The sequence below is a fragment of the Microlunatus sp. GCM10028923 genome (assembly GCF_042666975.1).
Lineage (GTDB): Bacteria > Actinomycetota > Actinomycetes > Propionibacteriales > Propionibacteriaceae > Microlunatus.
This window is the reverse complement of record NZ_JBHTFF010000006.1, coordinates 232510-251763: the sequence shown is the minus strand read 5'-3', so window position 1 is coordinate 251763 and position 19254 is coordinate 232510. Positions and strand designations below refer to the sequence as shown.

15 protein-coding genes are annotated in these 19254 nt (G+C 69.8%); 6 read left to right on the top strand and 9 right to left on the bottom strand.

From position 1 onward, the window contains the following. Nucleotides 1–33: 33 nt before the first annotated feature. The 5 genes from ACFQU4_RS16715 to ACFQU4_RS16695 form a co-directional block, all read right to left on the bottom strand. Nucleotides 34–1464 carry a PLP-dependent aminotransferase family protein gene (locus tag ACFQU4_RS16715; RefSeq protein ID WP_377493829.1) on the bottom strand — a complete coding sequence of 477 codons (1431 nt, stop codon included), beginning with the start codon at nucleotides 1462–1464 and terminating at the stop codon, nucleotides 34–36. A gap of 8 nt (nucleotides 1465–1472) precedes the next feature. Next, on the bottom strand, nucleotides 1473–3725 hold the full coding sequence (treS, locus tag ACFQU4_RS16710) for a maltose alpha-D-glucosyltransferase (protein WP_377493827.1): 2253 nt from the start codon (nucleotides 3723–3725) through the stop codon (nucleotides 1473–1475). A 114-nt stretch (nucleotides 3726–3839) separates the two neighbouring features. Next, nucleotides 3840–5576, bottom strand: coding sequence for a cation:proton antiporter (locus ACFQU4_RS16705; protein WP_377493825.1), 1737 nt, complete (start codon nucleotides 5574–5576; stop codon nucleotides 3840–3842). Between the two features lie 21 nt (nucleotides 5577–5597). Beyond that, nucleotides 5598–6644, bottom strand: coding sequence for a biotin/lipoate A/B protein ligase family protein (locus ACFQU4_RS16700; RefSeq protein WP_377493823.1), 1047 nt, complete (start codon nucleotides 6642–6644; stop codon nucleotides 5598–5600). 27 nt (nucleotides 6645–6671) lie between these two features. After that, nucleotides 6672–7736, bottom strand: coding sequence for a hypothetical protein (locus ACFQU4_RS16695; RefSeq protein ID WP_377493821.1), 1065 nt, complete (start codon nucleotides 7734–7736; stop codon nucleotides 6672–6674). 155 nt (nucleotides 7737–7891) lie between these two features. Between ACFQU4_RS16695 and ACFQU4_RS16690 the strand changes: the two genes are divergently transcribed. Next, nucleotides 7892–8173, top strand: a complete 282-nt coding sequence (locus ACFQU4_RS16690) for a Fe-S cluster assembly protein HesB (RefSeq protein ID WP_377493819.1) — start codon at nucleotides 7892–7894, stop codon at nucleotides 8171–8173. 31 nt (nucleotides 8174–8204) lie between these two features. On the opposite strand, the gene ACFQU4_RS16685 is transcribed toward ACFQU4_RS16690, so the two are convergent. Next, nucleotides 8205–8570 carry an MmcQ/YjbR family DNA-binding protein gene (locus tag ACFQU4_RS16685; RefSeq protein WP_377493817.1) on the bottom strand — a complete coding sequence of 122 codons (366 nt, stop codon included), beginning with the start codon at nucleotides 8568–8570 and terminating at the stop codon, nucleotides 8205–8207. Nucleotides 8571–9323: 753 nt separating this feature from the next. Here ACFQU4_RS16685 and ACFQU4_RS16680 point away from each other — a divergent pair. Further along, entirely contained in the window at nucleotides 9324–9848 is a 525-nt protein-coding gene (locus ACFQU4_RS16680) for a hypothetical protein (RefSeq protein ID WP_377493815.1), read from the top strand. Here ACFQU4_RS16680 and ACFQU4_RS16675 read toward each other — a convergent pair. Genes ACFQU4_RS16675 through ACFQU4_RS16665 form a run of 3 tightly spaced genes read right to left on the bottom strand, consistent with a single transcriptional unit; the run spans nucleotide 9845 to nucleotide 14228 of the window. Continuing rightward, complete coding sequence (locus ACFQU4_RS16675; RefSeq protein ID WP_377493813.1) at nucleotides 9845–12004, bottom strand: glycoside hydrolase family 3 N-terminal domain-containing protein; 2160 nt, start codon at nucleotides 12002–12004, stop codon at nucleotides 9845–9847. The two genes, ACFQU4_RS16680 and ACFQU4_RS16675, sit on opposite strands and share 4 nt — an antisense overlap. Further along, complete coding sequence (locus tag ACFQU4_RS16670) at nucleotides 12004–13272, bottom strand: alpha-L-fucosidase (protein ID WP_377493811.1); 1269 nt, start codon at nucleotides 13270–13272, stop codon at nucleotides 12004–12006. The genes ACFQU4_RS16675 and ACFQU4_RS16670 overlap by 1 nt, the downstream gene beginning before the upstream one ends. Next, nucleotides 13269–14228, bottom strand: coding sequence for an ROK family protein (locus tag ACFQU4_RS16665; RefSeq protein ID WP_377493809.1), 960 nt, complete (start codon nucleotides 14226–14228; stop codon nucleotides 13269–13271). Before ACFQU4_RS16665 ends, ACFQU4_RS16670 begins: the two co-directional genes overlap by 4 nt. A gap of 135 nt (nucleotides 14229–14363) precedes the next feature. Between ACFQU4_RS16665 and ACFQU4_RS16660 the strand changes: the two genes are divergently transcribed. Genes ACFQU4_RS16660 through ACFQU4_RS16645 form a run of 4 tightly spaced genes read left to right on the top strand, consistent with a single transcriptional unit; the run spans nucleotide 14364 to nucleotide 18795 of the window. Further along, the gene (locus ACFQU4_RS16660; RefSeq protein ID WP_377493807.1) at nucleotides 14364–15254 is read left to right on the top strand and encodes a carbohydrate ABC transporter permease; all 891 of its coding nucleotides are present in this window, start codon (nucleotides 14364–14366) and stop codon (nucleotides 15252–15254) included. Beyond that, nucleotides 15251–16192, top strand: a complete 942-nt coding sequence (locus tag ACFQU4_RS16655) for an ABC transporter permease (protein WP_377493805.1) — start codon at nucleotides 15251–15253, stop codon at nucleotides 16190–16192. Before ACFQU4_RS16660 ends, ACFQU4_RS16655 begins: the two co-directional genes overlap by 4 nt. 25 nt (nucleotides 16193–16217) lie before the next feature. Then, entirely contained in the window at nucleotides 16218–17963 is a 1746-nt protein-coding gene (locus tag ACFQU4_RS16650; protein WP_377493803.1) for a hypothetical protein, read from the top strand. Between the two features lie 52 nt (nucleotides 17964–18015). After that, on the top strand, nucleotides 18016–18795 hold the full coding sequence (locus tag ACFQU4_RS16645; RefSeq protein WP_377494256.1) for a glycoside hydrolase family 16 protein: 780 nt from the start codon (nucleotides 18016–18018) through the stop codon (nucleotides 18793–18795). Nucleotides 18796–19254: the final 459 nt, after the last annotated feature.

Genomic DNA, 19254 nt, shown 5'->3' with positions numbered 1-19254 from the left:
TTCACGTAACGTGAAAAACTGACCGGATCCAGGTCAGGGGGCGGTGGTCGCGGGGCGGGTGCGGTTGGCCAGGAGTTCCCGGAGCAGGCGGACCGCCGGGACGACCTGGGCGTCGCGCAGGTTGCCGTAGCCGAGGACCAGGGCGGGTGGGTCCGGCGGCCGGTCGGCGGCCCGGTAACGATCATGGTCGACCAGGTGCAGGTCGGCCTCGGCCGCGCGCCGGACAAGATCAGGAACGTCGGTGCCGGCGGGCAGCCCGAGCACCAGGTGCAGGCCGGCGCTCAGCCCCGTCACCGGCAGCTCCGGCAGTTCGGCGGCGAGTCGTTCGACCAGCCGGTCCCGCCGTTTCCGGTACGACAGCCGGAGCCGCCGCAGCTGCTGGTCGTACCGCCCGGACTCGATCAGCTCGGCGAACGCGACGGCGTCCACGGTCGACGGCCCGATCCCGTCCAGGGCGGTCGCGACCGGCTCGACCCAGTCCGGCGGCGGCACCACCCAGCCCAGCCCGAGGGCCGGCGACAGGGTCTTCGAGACCGAGCCGAGCAGGGCCACCCGGTCCGGCGCCATCCCTTGCAGGGAAGCGACCTGGGCCCGGTCGTAGCGGAACGGCGCGTCGTAGTCGTCCTCGATGATCAAGCCGTCGACGTCGCGGCACCAGTCCAGCAGTGCGGCCCGCCGGGCCGGCGACAGCGCCACCCCGGACGGGAACTGGTGCGCCGGAGTGATCAACACCGCCCGCACGCCGGGCAGCCCGGCCAGCCTCTCCACCAGCAGCCCGTCGGCGTCCACCGGGACCGGTCGCGGCGTCAGTCCGTGCCGGGCGCAGAGTCCCCGCAGCCGGCCCCAGCTCGGGTCCTCGACCGCGATCTCGGTCAGCCCGGCCCCGACCAGTGCCTCGGCCAGCGCCCGCATCCCGGCGCTCGCGCTCGGCACCAGCAGTGTCCCGGCGGCGTCGGCGTACGCGTCCCGGGCCCGGCGCAGATAGCCGGCCACCGCCCGCCGGGCCTGCGGATGCCCGGCCGGATAGGCCGCGGCCAACTCCCCCGCCGGCAGCACGCCGAGGGCCCGCCGCGTCGCCTCCGCCCAAGCCGCGCGGGGAAAGGCGTTCAGGTCCGCGATGCCCGGGCCGAGGTCGATCCGCCACGGCCGCGGGTCCGGGTCGGCGGCCGGTTCGGCCTCCGCCGGCCAGACCAGTCCCGGCCGGACCCTGGTCGCCGAGCCGCTCCGCGCGGTCAGATAACCCTCGGCGGTCAGCTGCCCGTACGCCTCGGTGACGGTGGCCCGGGAGATGCCCAACTCGGCCGCGAGGGTACGGCTGGGCGGCAGGGCCGTGTCGCCGGGCAGCCGGCCGTTGCGGATCGCGGCGCGCAGGGACCGGGCCAGCCGCTGGTAGAGCGGACCGTCCTCGACCTCGGTCAGGTCGAGCACCAGGTCCCAGGCCAGCCGCGGCGCCCGATCGGCCACGGGTGCGGCTAGGGACCGGCCGGATCGGCCGGCGGATTGATCAACAACGACAATCCCTGGTACGGGTCCAAGACCACCGGGAAGCTGTGCAGATCGTCCACCTCGCCGATGATCTTGTCCGTCATCATGTCGATCACCGGTGCGCCCGGGATCAGATGTTCGGACAGGACGTTGCCGGCGATCGGCTCGTCGGAGAAGTTGAGCACCGTCACCTGACGCGCGTCACCCTCGAGCGCGTGCACCATCACCAGCATCGCCCGCTGCGACACCTGCGGCACGTCCAGCTGTTCCGCGACGTCGATCCGGTAGCGCTTGCGGACCCGCAGGATCGCGGCCAGCCCGGACGCGAACGAGTCCGGATCCTCCAACTGCGCCGGCAATCCCCCGTAGAGGCTGACCCCGCGCGGCATCTGCGACCCGGACTGCAGCGCGTGCGGCTGATAGTCCATCAGGTCGTACGCCGCGCGGTGGATCCACCGGGTGTCGCCGGTCGCCAGCAGCGGCTCGACCTGCTTCCGGGGCAGCGTCAGCAGACCGCACAGATCCCAACCGGACAAGGCGAAGACGCCGGGCTGCCAGGCGTTGAACGCGGCCAGCAGCAGGTGCGCCCGCTTGATCGTCGCGATCTCGGCCGGGGTGATCTCGTCCAGCTCGGTGACGCCGAGGGTGGCGGCGATGATCGTCGCCAGGGTGGAGGCGATCCCATTGGTCGTGAAGGTCGCGTTGTATGGCGCCGCGTCGCCGGCCAGCCGGTCGGTCAGCTCCTGGCGGACCGTCACGGCCAGCTCCGCACCGCTGACCTCGCCGCCGCGGAACGCGAACGCGTCCTCGGCGTGCAAGGTGGCGAAGTGAACCAGCTCGTACGTCATCTCGTCGTGGTTCTGCAGCGCGTGCACCAGGCCGACCGGCGCCACGCCCATCTTCAGCGCCAGGTTCATCGTGAGCCGGAGGAACTCGGTGTCGGCGGTCGCCAGCGCGTGGTGGTAGGCGGGCCGGTTGACGAAGTCGTACGACAGGTCGGCGCCCCGCTCCGAGGTCGCCTTGATGTCGTCGATGGTCAGGTTCAGTTCCTGGAAGGTGAAGCCGCCGACCTTGCGCACCATCGAGGCGATGAACTGGTTCGCGGCCTCGGACAGCGGATGGCCCTCGGACCAGGCCGGTGCCCCCTCGGTGGTCTTCTCGACGGCGAGGAACCCGTTCGCGTCCAGCCGCAGCGCGCCGGTGCCGAGGTCGCCCAGCGAGTGCAGCGCGTCGCCGATCACCAGCCGCATCCCGGCGAACGTCGGGTCCAGCCAGTTGATCGACGGCTGGCCCTCCTTGAAGTAGTGCAGGTAGACCCAGCGCCGCTCCACCCCGTCCGCGCCGAGCACGACGTCGGTGGCGCTCCAGTTGGTGTCCTTGATGCCCGGGTCGTAGAAGATCACCCGCTGCATCTGGCCGATGATGTAACCGGCCTTGGCGAGCTGGTCCTCGGTCTCGGCGTCCAGGTTGATCGAGTCCCGGCCGCGCGGCACCCGCGGCAGCAGATGCCAGTCCTCCGGCGCGATCTCCACCATGTGATAGACGCCCGGGTAGTCGTCGACCTTCATCTCGGCCAGCCGGAAGTCGGCGCCCTTCCCGGTGTGCCCGGGGACGATGTCGTCGATCACCGTGCCGCCGTGCGAGGCGGCCACCTCGCAGAGCGTGCGGAACTCCTCCTCGGTGCCGAACTGCTCGTCGAGCTGGGTGCTGATCCGGTCGAAGTGGCCGTCAACGGTCGGCGTCGCGTCCCAGCCGGTCAGGCCGCCGGCCCGCTTCACCGGCCCGGTGTGCACCGCCTTGATCCCGATCTTCTCGAACGCCCGCCACAGGTCGTCGTCGCCGAGGGTGCCGAGGAACGAGCGGCCGGGCGCGGTGATCAACGAGATCGGGTACGCCGTGAACCAGACCGAGGCCTTGTCGATCGCGGCCCGCGGATCCGGATGCGCGTACGGGTTCTGCCACATGCTGCCCAGCCCGGAGAACTGGCCGGCGATCGCCGTCGCGTCGCCGAGCATCGATTCCTCGCGCAGCCAGGCGACGTAGGCCGGGTTGTCGCCGGACGGTTTGCCGTTGCGCGGCGTCCGCGGCCGGAGTGCGTACAGATCACGCAGCCGGGCCCGTGGCCGCAGTCGCTGCGGCCGGGCCGGATAGAACTGTTCGTCGTACGTGATCTCACTCGTCGGTGCTTCGTCGCGCGGCTGGACGACCTCGTCGTCGGGTGTGACTGCCTCCTCCGCCACGCAAGTCCCTTCCGCCCAGGCGACGTTTCGTCGCTCCCGCATGGTCATCACCAACGCTACTGCAGGCGAGCCGGTTCCAAACCCCCAAAACGGTACGAGCCGCGTTCAAGATCATCACAACCGCGAGGAAATCCTGGCTGCCACGGAGGCCTCGTCCAGATCGAGCTGTTCGATCAACTCCCGATAGACGTCATCGTCGAGCCGAAAGGCGTCCCGCTCCGCGGTCAGCGCCCGGCGCTGGGCCCGGACCATCGCCAGCCGGGCCTGCTGGAACTGCGCCGCCAGTAACTGGCGCTTGGCGTCGTGGCGGCCGTCCGGCTCGCCGTCGACCTCGGCCGGTTCAAGATCATCGGCGAGCCGTTGCCGGGCCTTCTGCGCCTCGGCGAACCGGGCCGCGAACGCCTCCACGGCACGAGGATCGATGATCCCGGCCTCCTTCTTCGCGGCGAGCTTGGTGAGGATCGCCTGGACCGTCTCCTGGCCGGCCTGCTCGATCACCCGCTGGGCGTGCCGGTGCTGTTGTTCCGTGTACGCGTCCTCGGCGGCGTTGTCCAGCTTGAGGCTGCGGATCAGCGCGGGCAGGGTGGCGCCCTGGATCAGCAGCGTGCCGATCGCGACGACCAGCGCGATCACCTGGATGGTGGCCCGGCCCGGGAAGTCCTCGCCGGTCGCGGTGACCGCGGGGATACCGGCGGCCGCGGCCAGGGTGACCACGCCCCGCATCCCGGTCCAGGAGATCACCAGGTCCGACTTCAGCGGCAGCACCCGCTGCTCGGGCGGCAGCTGTCCCTCCGGGTTCCGGGCCCGCCTGATCGCCTTCCGCGCGTTCGGCCGGTCCCGGAGGAACCAGCGGCCGAGCCTGGCCTGGCCGACCAGCCGGGCGTGGTCCAGCAACACCCAGGCGATCCGGACCAAGATCACCACCAGCAGGACGCCGAGCGCGGCCAGCAGCACCCCGCCGATCGGCCGGCCCTCCCGCACCACGTCGTCCAGGACGAACTTGACCTGCAGTCCCATGTAGGCGAAGACGAACGCCTCCAGCAGCACCGCGCAGGACCGCCAGACGTCGCGTTCCTGCATCCGGGTCGCGACTCCGGTCCGGTCGGCGTTGTGCCCGATCGCGAAGCCGGCCGCGACGACCGCGATGACGCCGGACGCGTGCAGCGACTCGGCGACCAGGTACGCGGCGAACGGCAGCACGATGCCGAGCACGGTCTCCAGACCGGTGTCGTTCAGCCGGCTCCGGGTCATCAGGACGATCGCGGCGAGCATCAGGCCGACGACCAGTCCGACCGCGGCGCCGTACCCGAAGAACAGCACCGGGCTGTCGATGAACGCGGTCTCCTGGGTGACCGCGACGGTGAAGATCGTGAACAGGGTCAGCGCGGCGGCGTCATTGACCAGGCTCTCCCCGGTCAAGATCGTCATCACCCGTTTGGACAGCCCGAGCCGGCGGCCGATCGCGACCGCACTGACCGCGTCCGGCGGCGCCACCACGGCGCCCAGCACCAGCGCCGCGGCCAGGGTCAGCTCCGGCACCATGATGTTGGCCGCGCCACCGACGATCAGGCTGGTGGCCAGTACCAGCAGCACGCCCAGACCGAGAATCGGCCTCAGGTTGCGGAAGAACTGGATGAGCGAGAACTCGACCGCCGTCGAGTAGAGCAACGGCGGCAGCACGAAGCTCAAGATCAACTCCGGCTCCAGCTCGATCCGGGGCAGGCCGGGGATGAACGAGACCGCCGTCCCGACCACGACCAGGATCAGCGGCGTCGGCAGACCGCGTCGGTGCGCGACCGCGGCAACCGCGATCGCAGCGATGACCACCAGCAGGATCTGTGCACCGTCCACGTACGGACACTAACCAGCGGATCAGGGAACCCGGTGGAGCCACTCTGTGGTGCCGAACTTCTCCTTGACCAGCTGTTCCGCCCGATCCCGTTCGTCGGCGCCGATCTCGGCATCCTTGGTGTCGTAGCGGGACCGGAAGTGATCCTTGTAGGCCTCGATGATCGCGGCCCGGGACAGCCCGGTCTGGCTGCGCAGCGGGTCGACCCGCTTGTTCGCGCTCTTGGTTCCCTTGTCGGACAGCTTCTCCCGGCCGATCCGCAGCACCTGCAGCATCTTGTCGGCGTCGATGTCGTACGCCATCGTCGCGTGGTGCAGCACCGAGCCGGCCGCCAGCCGCTTCTGGGCCGCGCCGCCGATCTTGCCGGCCGGCGAGGCGATGTCGTTCAGCGGTACGTAGCTGGCGTCGATGCCCAGGCCGTGCAGCGCGCCGAGCACCCAGTCGTCCAGGAAGGCGTACGAGCGCTCGAAGCTGAGCCCCTCGACCAGCGAGGCCGGCACATAGAGCGAGTACGTGATCGTGTTCCCCGGCTCGATGAACATCGCGCCGCCGCCGGAGATCCGGCGCACCACCGTGACCCCGTAGGCGACCGCGGCGTCGGTGTCGACCTCGTTGCGCAGCGACTGGAACGAGCCGATCACCACGGTCGGCCGTTCCCATTCCCAGATCCGCAGCGTCGGCGCCCGGGTCCCGTCCGCGACAGCCTCGGCCAGCACCTGGTCCAGCGCCATCTGCATCGGCGGCGTCTCGGCCCCGCCGTGGATGATGTCGAACGTGTGGTCGGCCCAGCCGGTCGCCCGCCCGACCGCCCGCCGGACCGCGATTGCGACGGCGTCCGGGGTGAACCCGATCATCCGCGCCTCACCGGCCGCGACCGACACCAGCTCGCTGAGCCGGTCCACCGGGGTATCCACCGCCAGGCCGGTCAGCGCCGCGTCGATCCGTTCCAGCGCGTCGTCGGGCTCCAGGAAGAAGTCGCCCGAGATGCGGACCGTCGTCAGCCGGCCCTGCTCGACCTCGACGTCGGCGGCGACCAGCTTGCCGCCCGGCACCTTGTATTCCCCGTGCATCGGTTCGTCCCGTCTCGTCTCGTCAGGTCAGCGCTCGGCCGGCGGCCAATCCCGCTGACCCTGCGCCGGCGGCCATTCCTGGCGCGGTTCGGCCGGCGGCGCCGACCGGACCGGACCCTGGCCGGGCAGCACCGGTCCCGGCGGCGGCTGCTGCCCGTACTGCTGCTGCGGGGGCTGCGGGGCCGGCGACTCGGGGCGGTACGGCTGCGGCGACTGCTGGTGATGGGGCTGAGGAGCCGGCTGCTGGTACTGCGGGGACTGCTGTCCGTACTGCGGCTGCTGACCGTGTTGCGGTTGCTGACCGTGTTGCGGTTGCTGACCAAATTGCGGCTGCGGCTGTGCGTAGGGCTGCTGGCCGTACGCCTGCTGCTGTCCGTAGGGCTGCGGCTGTTGCTGTCCCTGGGGCTGCGGGGACTGCGGCTGGTGCGGCTGCTGCGCTTGCGGCTGGCCGTACTGCTGCTGTTGCCCGAACTGCTGCTGCGGCTGTCCGTACTGCTGCTGATGCCCGTACTGCGGCTGTTGCTGTTGCCCGAACTGCGGCTGCTGGCCGTACTGCTGGGGCGGACCGACCGGCTGCTGCGGCTGCGGCTGTCCCGGCTGCGTGGTGATCACGGTGATCATGCCGGGCGGGTTGGCCCGGTAGAACGCGTCGACGAAGGCCGGGTGCGCCCGGGTCATCAAGATCGTCTGCCCGTCCACGTCGGCCCCGACCACGTCGGACCGGTAGCTGCCCAAGATCACCGACCCGAAGGCGGTGATCAACAACAGCAGGAAGAGGATCGCGCCGATCGGCGACGGCAGGACGGCGACCAGGACGAAGGCCAGCACGATCGAACCGAGACCGCCGATCAGGGTGATCAGCCGCCACATCGCGATCTTGCTCCGGACCGCCTCGCTGACCGGGATCATCAGGCCGATCGGCGGACTGGTCGCGTTCATGATCAACCGGCCGATCCCCGGGAGGAAGATCGTCCACTCCTTGCGGAACAGCATCCGGGTGTTCGTCGTGGCCGGCTCGCCCGTTGCCGGACACACCGGCGGAAAGACCACCCGCGACACATCCTGACGGAGCCAGGAAACCTTCATCGTCACCTTGTCAAAACCTCTCCATGACCGTACGGCGGAAACCGAAAGCCACAATACGAGACACCTGGTGCGGGACCTGACCCGATCCGGCGGTTCGGGTTGATCTGTGCGGAGGAACACGTAGCGTGGATGCTTTCTGTCCGCGATCTTCGAGGAGAGCTGTGCTCACCCTGACCGAGAACGCAAGCACCGTTGTGAAGACCATTGCCACCCAACAACTCGGGGCCGCTGAAGGAGGCCTGAGGATCAGTAGTCACGACGGAGACGGAAGTTTCGCGATCGCCGCGGTGCCGGACGGCCAACCGGGCGATCAGGTGGTGGAAAGCGACGGCGCCAAGGTGTTCGTCGACGAGAGTGCCTCGCCGGCCCTGACCGACAAGGTGCTGGACGCCCAGATCGACGATCAGGGCAACGTCCAGTTCCGGCTCGGCCAGCAAGCCTGAACTTCACCCCCTGACCGAGCTGTGGGCTCGGTCAGCTGCGGCGGCGGACGGGCAGGCGGGGCGGACTGCCTCCCTGCTCGTCCACCAGCCCGGCCGGCGCGGTCAGACGCCAGGCCTCGAACGTGAGCTCGCTCAACTCGTCCGGCTCGATCCCGTCCAGCCGGACCACAACCCAGCCGAACTGCCCGGTCGTGAACTGGATCTCGAACACGTCCGGCCGCTCGTGCACCAGCGCCAATTGCTCGGCGATCGTCTGCTTCAGGCCGACCGTGGCGGTGCGCTCCCAGAGGTAGCCGAATCCCTTTCCGTGCACCTTGAACCCGGTCCAGTCGGGTCCCTCGGACCGCTCGACCTCGGGCAACAGGTCGACCAGGCGAAGGAACGTCGCAATCGTCACGGCCACACCGAGGATCGAACCACGCGGCACCGACATCCGGCGCCCGGGTGGAAATCGCACCGCGTCCACCCGGTCCGTGATGACAGCCCGAACACGAACGGCACGACCTGCTGCCACGAATCTGCGACGCAACGCAGCCCGCTGTCTGGCCCTGTCACAGATCTGCAATGCAACGGCCTGCCGAGGCCATTTTCGGCGATTTCCGAGGCGTTGCATTGCAGATTTGTGACAGGCGGGACCGCCAGGGCCTGGATGTGACTGTGCGAACGTGTGCTTCGACGGGTCCGAGGTGCCGGGCCCGGCGGGTAGTAGTCTCCTGCGCCGGAGGTGACCGTGACCGAGAACGGCGGCGACGACAGCGAGGGACTGGGCCGGGAGGCCGGTCCGGATTTCACGGCGCCCGGAGGGTACTACGGTTCTTCGTCGCCGTTCGGATCCGAACCGTCCGGCACCTCGTCGGCGGAGGGGCCGAGCTCCCCCTCACCGCTGGCCGGGGGGTCCGCACCGCAGTACGGGCAGCCTTCCGCGGCGCCTGGCCAGTCCTCTTCCCCGCAGAGCCAGCCCTATGCGGCACCGGCCCAGACCAACCCCACGCCGGGCCGGTCCTATCCCCCGCCCGGTCAGTCCGCTCCGCCACCTCAACCGCCGCCGTCGGAGGGCTCCCGGCCACCGTTGTCGGCCGGTTCGCCGGTGCCGCCGCCGTCCCGCTCCAACCGGGGCATCACCACCGCGATCGTGGCCACGGTCGTCATCGTGTTCATCCTCGTGGTCGGCGTCGTCACGATCCGCAACGCGCTCACCGGCCCGTCGGCGGTCTCCGATCCGGCCGGCCAGTGGACCACGCCGCCGCGACAGAAGACGCCGCCGCTGAAGACCGAACCCCAGGAGCATCAGGGCTCCGGGTTCACCTTCACCTCGCCGGCCGGCTGGCAGCGCGCCGACGACTGGGGCGACAAGAACGACGGCAAGATCGTGGACGCCGCCGGCAACGACATCACGGTCTACATCTTCGACCGGGACGACCCGCGGGACCGGTGCCGGAAGGAGCTGCGTGCCCTGGAGGTCTGGGTGCCCGGCGAGATCAGCGACCTGCCGGACCGCAAGCTGGACGGCAAGGTCGCGCCCGGCGGCCAGCTGCTCGGCGAGGACACGTACCAGATGCGCTGTGCCGCCGGCCCGGCCGGGCTCTACAACATCTCGCTGCAGTCCCACCCGGACGACATCGACGCCACCAGCGCGGCTTACACCGCACTGCTGGACAGCTGGAAGTGGCGCTAGACCTCGACGCTGCTGTCCCCGACCATGATCACCGTCGTGCCGCCCGGTCCGGCGAAGGCGTCCCGTTCCATGATCATGAAGCGGTACGTCTGCCCGCCCGGCGGCACCTCGACGCGACGGAAGGCCAGCAGTTCCCGCTGCCGCGGCCAGAGCCGGCCACCGAGCCGCTTTCCGTACACCTGAAGGACTTCGGGCACCGCCGCGTCATGATCATGATCCAGGCCGACCTCGACCTCGACGCCGTCCGCGACCCGCGCCGCGGCCAGCCGGCTGACCCCGACGGTACGGAAGCCGAGCCCGGCACCGAACGGCCGCAGCACCGGTTCGGGCCGGTCGACGTAGCCGCCGGTCGCGTCCAGCCGGTCGTTGTAGCGGACCGGTACCACCCCGGTCGCCGCGGGCAGCGTCACCGGCAGCCGGCCGGTCGGCTCGGCCGCACCGGTCAGCAGGTCGGCGATCGCGGCCGCACCGTACGGACCCGGATAGAACGCGAGCACCGTCGCGTCGCTCAGCGCGAGCACCTCGGTCAGCACGTGCGGCCGGCCGGTGATCACCACGCTGACGACGGGTCCGCGCGCCCGCGCCCGGACCTCACGCAGCCAGGCGACCTGTCCGTCCGGTAGTTCCAAGTCGGCCAGGTCGACGCCCTCGCCGCAGTTCGCGGCCGTCCCGTCGCCGGCGGCGCCGTTGTCGGCGAAGTCCTCCTCGTAGGCCCGGTGGCTGGTGCCGCCGAGCACGCAGACCACCAGGTCCGCCGAGCCGATCGCCTCCTCGCCGGCCACCGTCCAGCGGCCGGCCAGCGCCTCCCGGACCGTCTCGGCGTCGCCCGGCCGCAGCGGCGGCACGTAGTCGCCGAGCATCGAGGTCACCGAGTCGGCGTTCGGGCCGGCCACGGCGACCACGAACGTGCCGTCGACGTTCCCTGAGCTTGTCGAAGGGCAAGGCACGGTCGGGTCTGGCACTTCGACAGGCTCAGTGCGCGTTCGAACGCTTACCGGCAGCACTCCGGCCGGGTCGTCCAGCAGGATCAGCGACCGTGCGGCCAGGGCCCGGGACAGGGCGGCCGCGTCGCGGACCACGATCGGGTCCGGCCGCGGATCGGTGGTTCCGGGCAGCAGGCCGTACCGCTGCTTCAGCCGGAGCACCCGGCGGCAGGAGCGGTCGACCGCCTCGGCCAGTTCCGGTTCGTCCGCGACGAGTTCCTCGAGCAGGGTGTACGCGGTGTCCCACAGACTGACGTCGACGCCGGCCAGCAGGGCGGCCCGGGCCGCCGACCGCAGCGAGCCGGTCTGGCCGGCCAGCCGGTCGATGGCCAGCCCGTCGCCGACGACGATCCCGTCGAAGCCCCACTGATCCCGGAGCAGGCCGGTGAGCAGGTCCGGGTTGGCCGAGCAGGGCACGCCGTCGATGTCGTTGTAGGCCGCCATCACGCCGACCGCGCCGGCCTCGATCCCGGCCAGGGCGGCCGGCAGGTGCAGCTCGGCGAGGTCGTGCGGGCCGATCACCGCGGAGTGCCCGTTCCGGCCACCGGTCCCCTCGCCCTGGGCCGCGAAGTGCTTGATCACCGCGCCGACCCCGGCAGCGGCCAGCCCGCGGACCTGGGCCGCGGTCAGTTCGGCGGCCAGCCGGGGATCCTCGCCGAAGCACTCCTCGCTGCGGCCCCAGCGCGGGTCGCGGAGCAGGTCCAGTCCGGAGATCAGGGCCAGGTGCACGCCGGCGGCGCGCAGCTCGGCGCCCATCGCGGCCGCGCACTCCTCGGTCAGCGCCGGGTCCCAGGCGGCCCCGGCGGCGAGGTTCACCGGGAACAGGGTCTGGCCCAGGCTCTGGTGCCCGTGCGGCGCCTCCTCGACCAGCAGCGGCGCGATCCCGTGCCGGGAACTGCGCCGGCCGGCGTCGGCGACCAGCGCGGCGACCTCGGGGCGTTGTTCGGGCAGGATCCCGTTGTGCCAGCCGCGGCCGGACCAGGCGTCGGAGCGGAACACCCCGTACAGTCCGCCGAGCCCGCCGCAGCGTTCCGCCTCGGCGTGGAAGACCTCGGTCAGCTCATGATCATCACCGCGCCGCTCGACCGCGGTCCAGCCGTGCAGCCGCAGGCTCAGCTGCCCGGCCTTCTCCCGCAGGCTCATCCGGCCGAGCAGGCCGTCCAGGTCGACCATCAATCGATGGGTGCCGTGGTGGTGGCCCGGTAGTCGGCCGGCAGCTCCGGGATCTCCGACGTCCCGGCCGCATAGCCGACGACCTCGGTCAGCCGCGCCGCGTCGCCCTCGAGCTTGATCGACAACCGCTCCACCCGGCGGGCCGGGAAGGCGTGCAGCCGCCGGCTGCCGACGGACTGCCCGGCGGCCAGTTGTTGATCTTGGTCGAAGATCGCGTGGCCGGTGATCCGCTGGCCGTCGACGAGTTCCTCGACCAGGGCGAGATGATCAAGTTCGACCTCGGCCCCGAAGTCGATCAGTACGCCGTCGTCGGTCTCGGTGAGCTTGGCCGGGATCGGATCGCCGAACCGGCGCTCCAGCTCGGCCGCCCACTCGGCGACCCGGGCCCGGTCCGCGTCGTCGATCAGGCCGCGCCGGTCCGGCGGGATGTTCAGCAGCAGGTTCGAGCCGAGGCCGACCGACCGGTAGTAGATCGCCAGCAGATGATCAAGGTCCTTGGGCTGCTCGGCCGGCTGCCAGAACCAGCCGCGGCGCAGCGAAACGTCGCACTCGATCGGCAGGTAGAGCGCCTCGCTGAACGTCGTCGTGACCACGGTGTAGTTGTCCATCTTGGTGTGGTCGATCACGTACCGGTACGGGTCCTCGGCATAGCCGTCCTCGTTGCCGACCCAGCGGATCGTCGGGTCACCCATGTTGAACACCATCGCGCCCCGCTGGTGCGTGTGCACCACGTCCATGATCGCCGCCCAGTCATAGGTACGGCCCTGCGAGCCGGCCCCGTCGAACCAGAGCTCGACCAGCGGCCCGTACCGGGTGCAGAGCTCGGTCAGCTGGCGTACGTAGAAGTCGTCGTAGGCCGCCGGATCGTCGTAGCAGGAGGCGTTCCGGTCCCACGGCGACAGGTAGAGACCGAGCCCCAGCCCGGCCTCGGCGCAGGCCTCCGCAACCTCGCCGACCACGTCGCCGCGCCCGTCCTTCCAGGGGCTGGAGGCGACCGAGTAGTCGGTCGTCTCGGTCGGCCACAGGCAGAACCCGTCGTGGTGCTTGGCGGTCAGCACCACGTACCGGGCGCCGGCCTGCTTGGCCACGGCCACCCACTGCCGCGCGTCCAGCTCGGCCGGATCGAAGCTGGCCGCGGGCAGCGTGCCGTCGCTCCATTCCTTGCCGTGGAAGGTGTTCAGGCCGAAGTGGAAGAAGACGCCAAGGCCCCAGTGCTGCCAGCGCAGCTGTTCCGGGGTCGGGGTGAGGGTCCCCGCGGTCGATGTCACAGTTCGAGCTCCTCGTTGAAGTAGACCTTGTCACGGCCCCGATCCAGGGCCAACGCCAGCGCGCCGCGCACCGCCGCACCGTCCGGCAGCGCACTCGGCACCACCCGCGGCCGGAACAACGACGTCGCCGCCACCTGTTCCGCCACCGCCTCGGCCACCTCGGCCGACGCCTGCGGGCCGGACAGCACCACCAGTTCCGGGTCGGCGACGGCGCAGAGCGCGATCGCCGCCTCGGTCAGCTGCCCGATCACCTCGGCCGCCGTCCGCTGGTACGGATGGAAGCCGATCTCACCGGCCGCCCCGTTGGCGCCGCGGACCAACCGGCCGTCCAGCACCAGCGCCGCGCTCAGGCTCTCGGTGAACCGGAGCAGCACGAAGTCGTCCGAGTCGGCCGCCGCGCCGTAGCGGTGTTCGGCCACGCCGGCCAGGTTGGTGTCGTTCTCCAGCACCACCGGTACGCCGAGCGCCTCGGTCAGCCGGGCGCCCTGCGGGCCGGCCCAGTGCGGATGGTCGGAGACGAAGACGACGTTGCCCTGCCGGTCCACGATGCCCGGGGTCGCGACCACCACGGCCTGCAACCGGTCCGCGCCGTCGAAGCCACGCACGGCCCGCCGGACCAGGGTGGCTGGACGTTCGTTGCGGCGCGCCTTCACCCGGATCCGTTCCAGCTCCGTGCCGTCGACGTCGGCCAGCACCGCCTCGGCGTGGTCCGGCTGGATCTCCAGTCCGACCACGGTGCCGCAACCGCGGCGCAGCCGGTAGCGCATCGCGTTCGGACCGCGGCGGCCGGTGGGGATCTCACCGTCCTCCTCGACCAGACCGGCGTTGATCAACCGCGTGATCAACTCGCCCGTCGACGGCCGGGACAGCCCGGTCAGCTCGGCCAACGCCGGACGGTCCAGCGGCCCGCGGGCGAGCAGCAGCTCGATCACCCGGTCATCGCTTCTGGATTTCACGCCGACAGTCTCCCAGCTATCAAGGCCCGCACTTGATTGGTGCGTCGCAAACACTAGCGCACGAATTAACTATTAGGTAGCCTGCCTGTTAGTTTCAACCGCCCGATGATCTTCGAGGAAGGGAGGTTCTGCTGCATGCGCATCCGTGAACCCCGCATCGACCGGGGCTTCCACGTGATCAACTACTGCATCCTGGCGCTGTTCGCGATCTCTGTGGTGTATCCGTTGATCTACGTGGTGAGCAGTTCGCTGAGCAGTGCCGAGGCGATCAGTACCGGCGCGGTGAAGCTGTTCCCGGTCGGGTTCAACGTCGACGCGTACCAGACGATCTTCTCCGCCCCGCCGCTGCTGCGCGGGATGGCGAATTCGATCTTCTACGCGGTCGCCGGCGCGGTGATCGGCACCGTGCTCACGGTGCTCTGCGCGTACCCGTTGTCCCGGCAGGATCTGCCCGGCCGCCGCTGGCTCACCTTCTTCGTGCTGATCCCAACCCTGTTCTCGGCGGGCATCATCCCCAACTACATCGTGGTGCAGCAGCTCGGTCTGCTGAACACGGTCTGGGCGATCGTGCTGCCCGGCGCGATGGCCGTCTTCAACGTGATCATCACCCGGACCTTCTACCAGCTGAACATCCCGGGCGAGCTGCTCGAGGCGGCCAAGATCGACGGCGCCAGCGATGCCCAGTTCTTCTTCCGGGTGGCGCTGCCGCTGAGCAAGCCGATCATCGCGGTCAACCTGCTCTTCTACGCGGTCGGGCAGTGGAACGGTTGGTTCTCCGCGATGCTCTACCTGACCGACCAGAACCTCTATCCGCTGCAGCTGGTGCTGCGCGAGGTGCTCACCCTGGCCAGCGTCTCCCCCACCGACATGGGCAGCATGAGCGCGGCCGAGTTCGCCCGCCGGCAGGACCTCTTCGACAAGCTGCGATATGCGCTGATCGTGGTCGCGATGATCCCGCCCTTGATCGCGTACCCCTTCGTCCAACGCCACTTCGTCAAGGGCGCACTGATCGGATCCCTCAAGTGAACGCCACCACCGCCGCGACGCCTCGCAAGAAGCGCACCCTGATCCGGATCCTGCAGTCCTGGCAGCTCTACCTGATGCTGGCCCTGCCGCTGGCGTACGTGATCGTCTTCCTCTACTGGCCGCTCTACGGCCTGCAGATCGCGTTCCGCAACTACAACATCGTGCAGGGCATCCTGGGCAGCCCGTGGATCGGGATGCAGCACCTGGAGCGGTTCATCGCCTCGTACCAGTTCTGGCCGGTGATCACGAACACGCTGATCCTCAACGTCTACGAGCTGGTCGCGCTGTTCCCGCTGCCGATCATCCTGGCGTTGTTGATGAACGTCGTCCGGAGCACCCTGTTCCGGCGGGGCGTGCAGTTGATCACGTACGCACCGCACTTCATCTCGACCGTGGTCGTGGTCGGCATGATGGTGATGTTGTTCTCGCCGAACGGCGGCATCGTCAACCAGGTGCTGCAGGTGTTCGGCGGCAAGCCGTTCGACTTCCTGGCCAGCCCGGACTCGTTCCGTCACATGTACGTCTGGTCCGGTGCCTGGCAGACCCTCGGCTGGTCGGCGATCATCTATCTGGCCGCGTTGTCCGGCGTCGATCCGGAGCTGCACGAGGCGGCCAAGGTGGACGGCGCCAACATCCTGCGCCGGATCTGGCACATCGACTTCCCGGCCGTGCTGCCGGTCAGCATCACGTTGTTGATCTTGAACATGGGATCGATGCTGAACAGCGGGTTCGAGAAGGTGCTGCTGATGCAGAACCCGCTCAACCTGGCCGGCTCCGAGGTGCTCGACACCTACGTCTACCGGGTCGGCCTGGCGTCGACCGTTCCCCAGTTCTCCTATGCGACGGCGATCGGCCTGTTCAAGTCCGTGATCGCACTGATCCTGCTGATCCTGGCCAACTGGCTGGCCCGGCGCGTCGCCAAGACAAGCCTCTTCTGAGCGTCCCCCGAGAAAGGAAATGATCATGGCCGATCCCAAGGAGCTGTCCCGCCGGACACTGCTGACCGGCGCAGCCGGAGTCTCGGCCGGGCTGGTCGCCGGCTGCACCACCGGAGGCGGCGAGGCCCCCGGCCCCGGTCCGTCCAGCGGCGGTGCCGGCACCGGCGCCAAGGTCGAGCTCGGTCCCGAGACCGAAGGCGTGCTCTATCCCGAGCCGTACGTCGGGCCGAAGGCGACCCAGCTGAAGCCGTTCGCGAGCAGCGGCACCACGTTCCGGATCGTCGTACCGCAGGACACCACGGTGGTCGGCGACTGGAACGACAACACGTACACCTCCTGGCTGGAAGAACGCACCGGCGTCAAGGTCCAGTTCGACGCCGTGCTGGTGACCAACCCGGACGGCAGCGCGGACCTTTCCAAGATCAACGCGATGATCGCCTCCGGTGACCTGCCGGACGCGTTCATGGCGGTCGGACTGACCCGCGACCAGATCGCCCTGTACGGGCAGCAGGGACTGTTCCAGCCCCTTGATCAACACATCGAGACCTCGGCGCCGCACATGCGACAGCTGCTGACCGACCTGCCCGACGTGCGGCAGACCAACCTCGCGCAGGACGGCAAGATCTACAACTTCGGCGGCGTCAACGACTGCTTCCACTGCCGTTGCGCCGGCGCCCGCGCCTTCGTGAACCAGAAGTACCTGGACAAGGTCGGCGCCAAGATCCCGGAGAACACCGAGGAGTTCCGGCAGCTGCTGCTCGCCTTCAAGTCCGAGAACCCGAGCGGCAAGGAGGGCTTCCTGCCGTTCATGGGCGGCGATGTCACCTACGACCCGGTCGACCAGTTCATGATGGGGCCGTTCACGTACAACCCGGGCCCGACCTCCGGTGCGGTCTACCTGCGGCTGAACCAGGGCAAGGTCGAGTTCGCCGCGAACAGCGAGGGCTGGCGGAACGGGCTGCGCTTCATGCGGCAGCTGTTCGACGACGGCACGCTGACCCAGCAGACGTTCACGATCAAGGGCGAGGAGCTGACCAAGCTCGGCAACAACGGCCAGATCGGCGTCTGCCGCGCCTTCAACTGGGCGGCCTGGGTCAACATGGACCCGGGCGAGGACGCCCTCTGGCGCGACTACGTCCCGGTGCCGCCGCTGGCCGGGCCGGACGGCACCCGGATCGGGACCTGGACGTACGGCAACGCGCCGTTCACCAACGCGATGGCGATCACCAGTGCCTGCAAGGATCCGGCGAGCCTGGTCCGCTGGGCCGACGCCCAGATGGAGCTCGAGTCCACCCTGCGCGCCTACGCCGGGCCGCAGGACGCAGGCTGGCGCTGGGCGAAGAAGGGTGAGCAGGGCAGCAGCGGCAAGCAAGCCGTCTGGGCCGGCATCCCGCGGGACAAGATCCCGGTCGGCGACGGCTGGAACCAGTACGCGATCATGTATCGCTCGGCGGACTTCCGGGCCGGCGAGAAGGTCGATCCTTCGGTGCCGAACCTGGACAAGATCGCCGAGCTCTACCAGGAGTACGCGCAGCCGGAGGACCAGTTCCTGCCCCGGCTGCTGTACACCCCGGACGTGACCGCCCAGCGCGGCGACATCGAGGCCAACCTGACCACCGCCGTGTCGATCCACCTGGCCAAGTTCGCGACCGGCCAGCTGGACGTGAACGACGACGCGGCCTGGAACGGCTACCTGTCCCAGCTCGAGCAGATGGGCCTGCCCAGCTATCTGCAGCTGACCCAGGAGGCGTACGACACGCGTCCGCAGTAACTGTCGGAGGCCGGGGTTAGGGTGATCGGGTCTTGATCTTTCGGAGGTGATCATGCCCGAGCACACTCCCCCGGCCGACGCCGTGCTGGTCGACGACTTCACCGGCCCGTCGCTCGACCCGGACCGGTGGATCGATCAGTACTTTCCGCACTGGACCACGCCTGACCGGTCGGCCGCCCGGTACGCGTTCGTACCGGACGGGCTGCGGTTGCGGATCGATCATGATCAACCGGCGTGGCGGGTCGAGGACGGCCCGATGCGGGCATCCGGCGTGCAGACGGGAAGCTTCGCCGGCCCCGTCGGCAGCACCAGGGGTCAGCAGCGGCACCGTACCGACGGGCTGGTGGTGCGGACCGCCGTACCGACCCGCCGGTTGTGGACCCCCAGTTCCGGCCGGGTCGAGGTGACCGCCGCCGCCAGCCCGGACCCGACCTGCATGCTGGGGATCTGGCTGGTCGGCGTCGAGGACGGCGCACCCGAGGACGCGGGCGAGATCCTGCTCGCCGAGCTGTACGGGGACCTGATCGGCGCCGAGCGGTCGACCGTACGGCTCGGCGTCAAGGCGCACCACGACCCGCGACTGACCACCGACGTCACCGATCACGACCTGCCGATCGACGCGACGACGCCGCACCGCTACGGAGCCGAATGGGACCGGTCCGGCGTCCGGATCCTCGTCGACGGCGCGCTGATCCGATCCTTCGACCAGGTCCTCGCGTATCCGCAGCAGCTCATGATCGCGCTGTTCGAGTTCCCCACCGACGGTGACCGCGACCCGGCCGATTACCCCAAGACCGCCGACGTGCTCCGGGTGTCCGCGTCCGGCCGCTGACCAGCCCCCCGGTCCGATCGAGGTGCACTTCCGCCGGTCAGTCACGGCGGAATCCACGATCCGACTCGAGCGGGATTCGGATCGCATCGAGTGGACCCTTATGGCAGCGAAATCGCGCGGGACTTGCCATGATCGTCCACTCGGCCCCTGATCCATCGGCCGAATTCCGCCGAAACCGACCCCGCACCGTGCCGCAGTCCCTGAATCCCAACACCGTGGAAACCAGAGGGCACCAGACACGGCGAACAGTTCCGCGTCGCCACGGCGATGCCTGGTGACCACTTCGGCGGAGCGAATTTCGGCCGGTCAGTCACGGCGGAAATCCACTTCGGTCGGGATGCAAGGTGAGCGTGATCAGCGCAACGCCCGCGCGGCGACCCTCCGATCAGCTGCGCAACCGATCACTCCGGGCAACCTCGCGCCGAAGCCCCGCCCACACGGCCGGAGGTATCCCCCGGT

Coding starts and splice junctions, on each gene's coding strand:
- ACFQU4_RS16650 (WP_377493803.1), top strand. CDS start 16,218: ATGGCCGATCCCAAGGAGCTGTCCCGCCGGACACTGCTGACCGGCGCA.
- ACFQU4_RS16675 (WP_377493813.1), bottom strand. CDS start 12,004: ATGGTCGACCTGGACGGCCTGCTCGGCCGGATGAGCCTGCGGGAGAAG.
- ACFQU4_RS16700 (WP_377493823.1), bottom strand. CDS start 6,644: ATGCACGGGGAATACAAGGTGCCGGGCGGCAAGCTGGTCGCCGCCGAC.
- ACFQU4_RS16645 (WP_377494256.1), top strand. CDS start 18,016: ATGCCCGAGCACACTCCCCCGGCCGACGCCGTGCTGGTCGACGACTTC.
- ACFQU4_RS16660 (WP_377493807.1), top strand. CDS start 14,364: ATGCGCATCCGTGAACCCCGCATCGACCGGGGCTTCCACGTGATCAAC.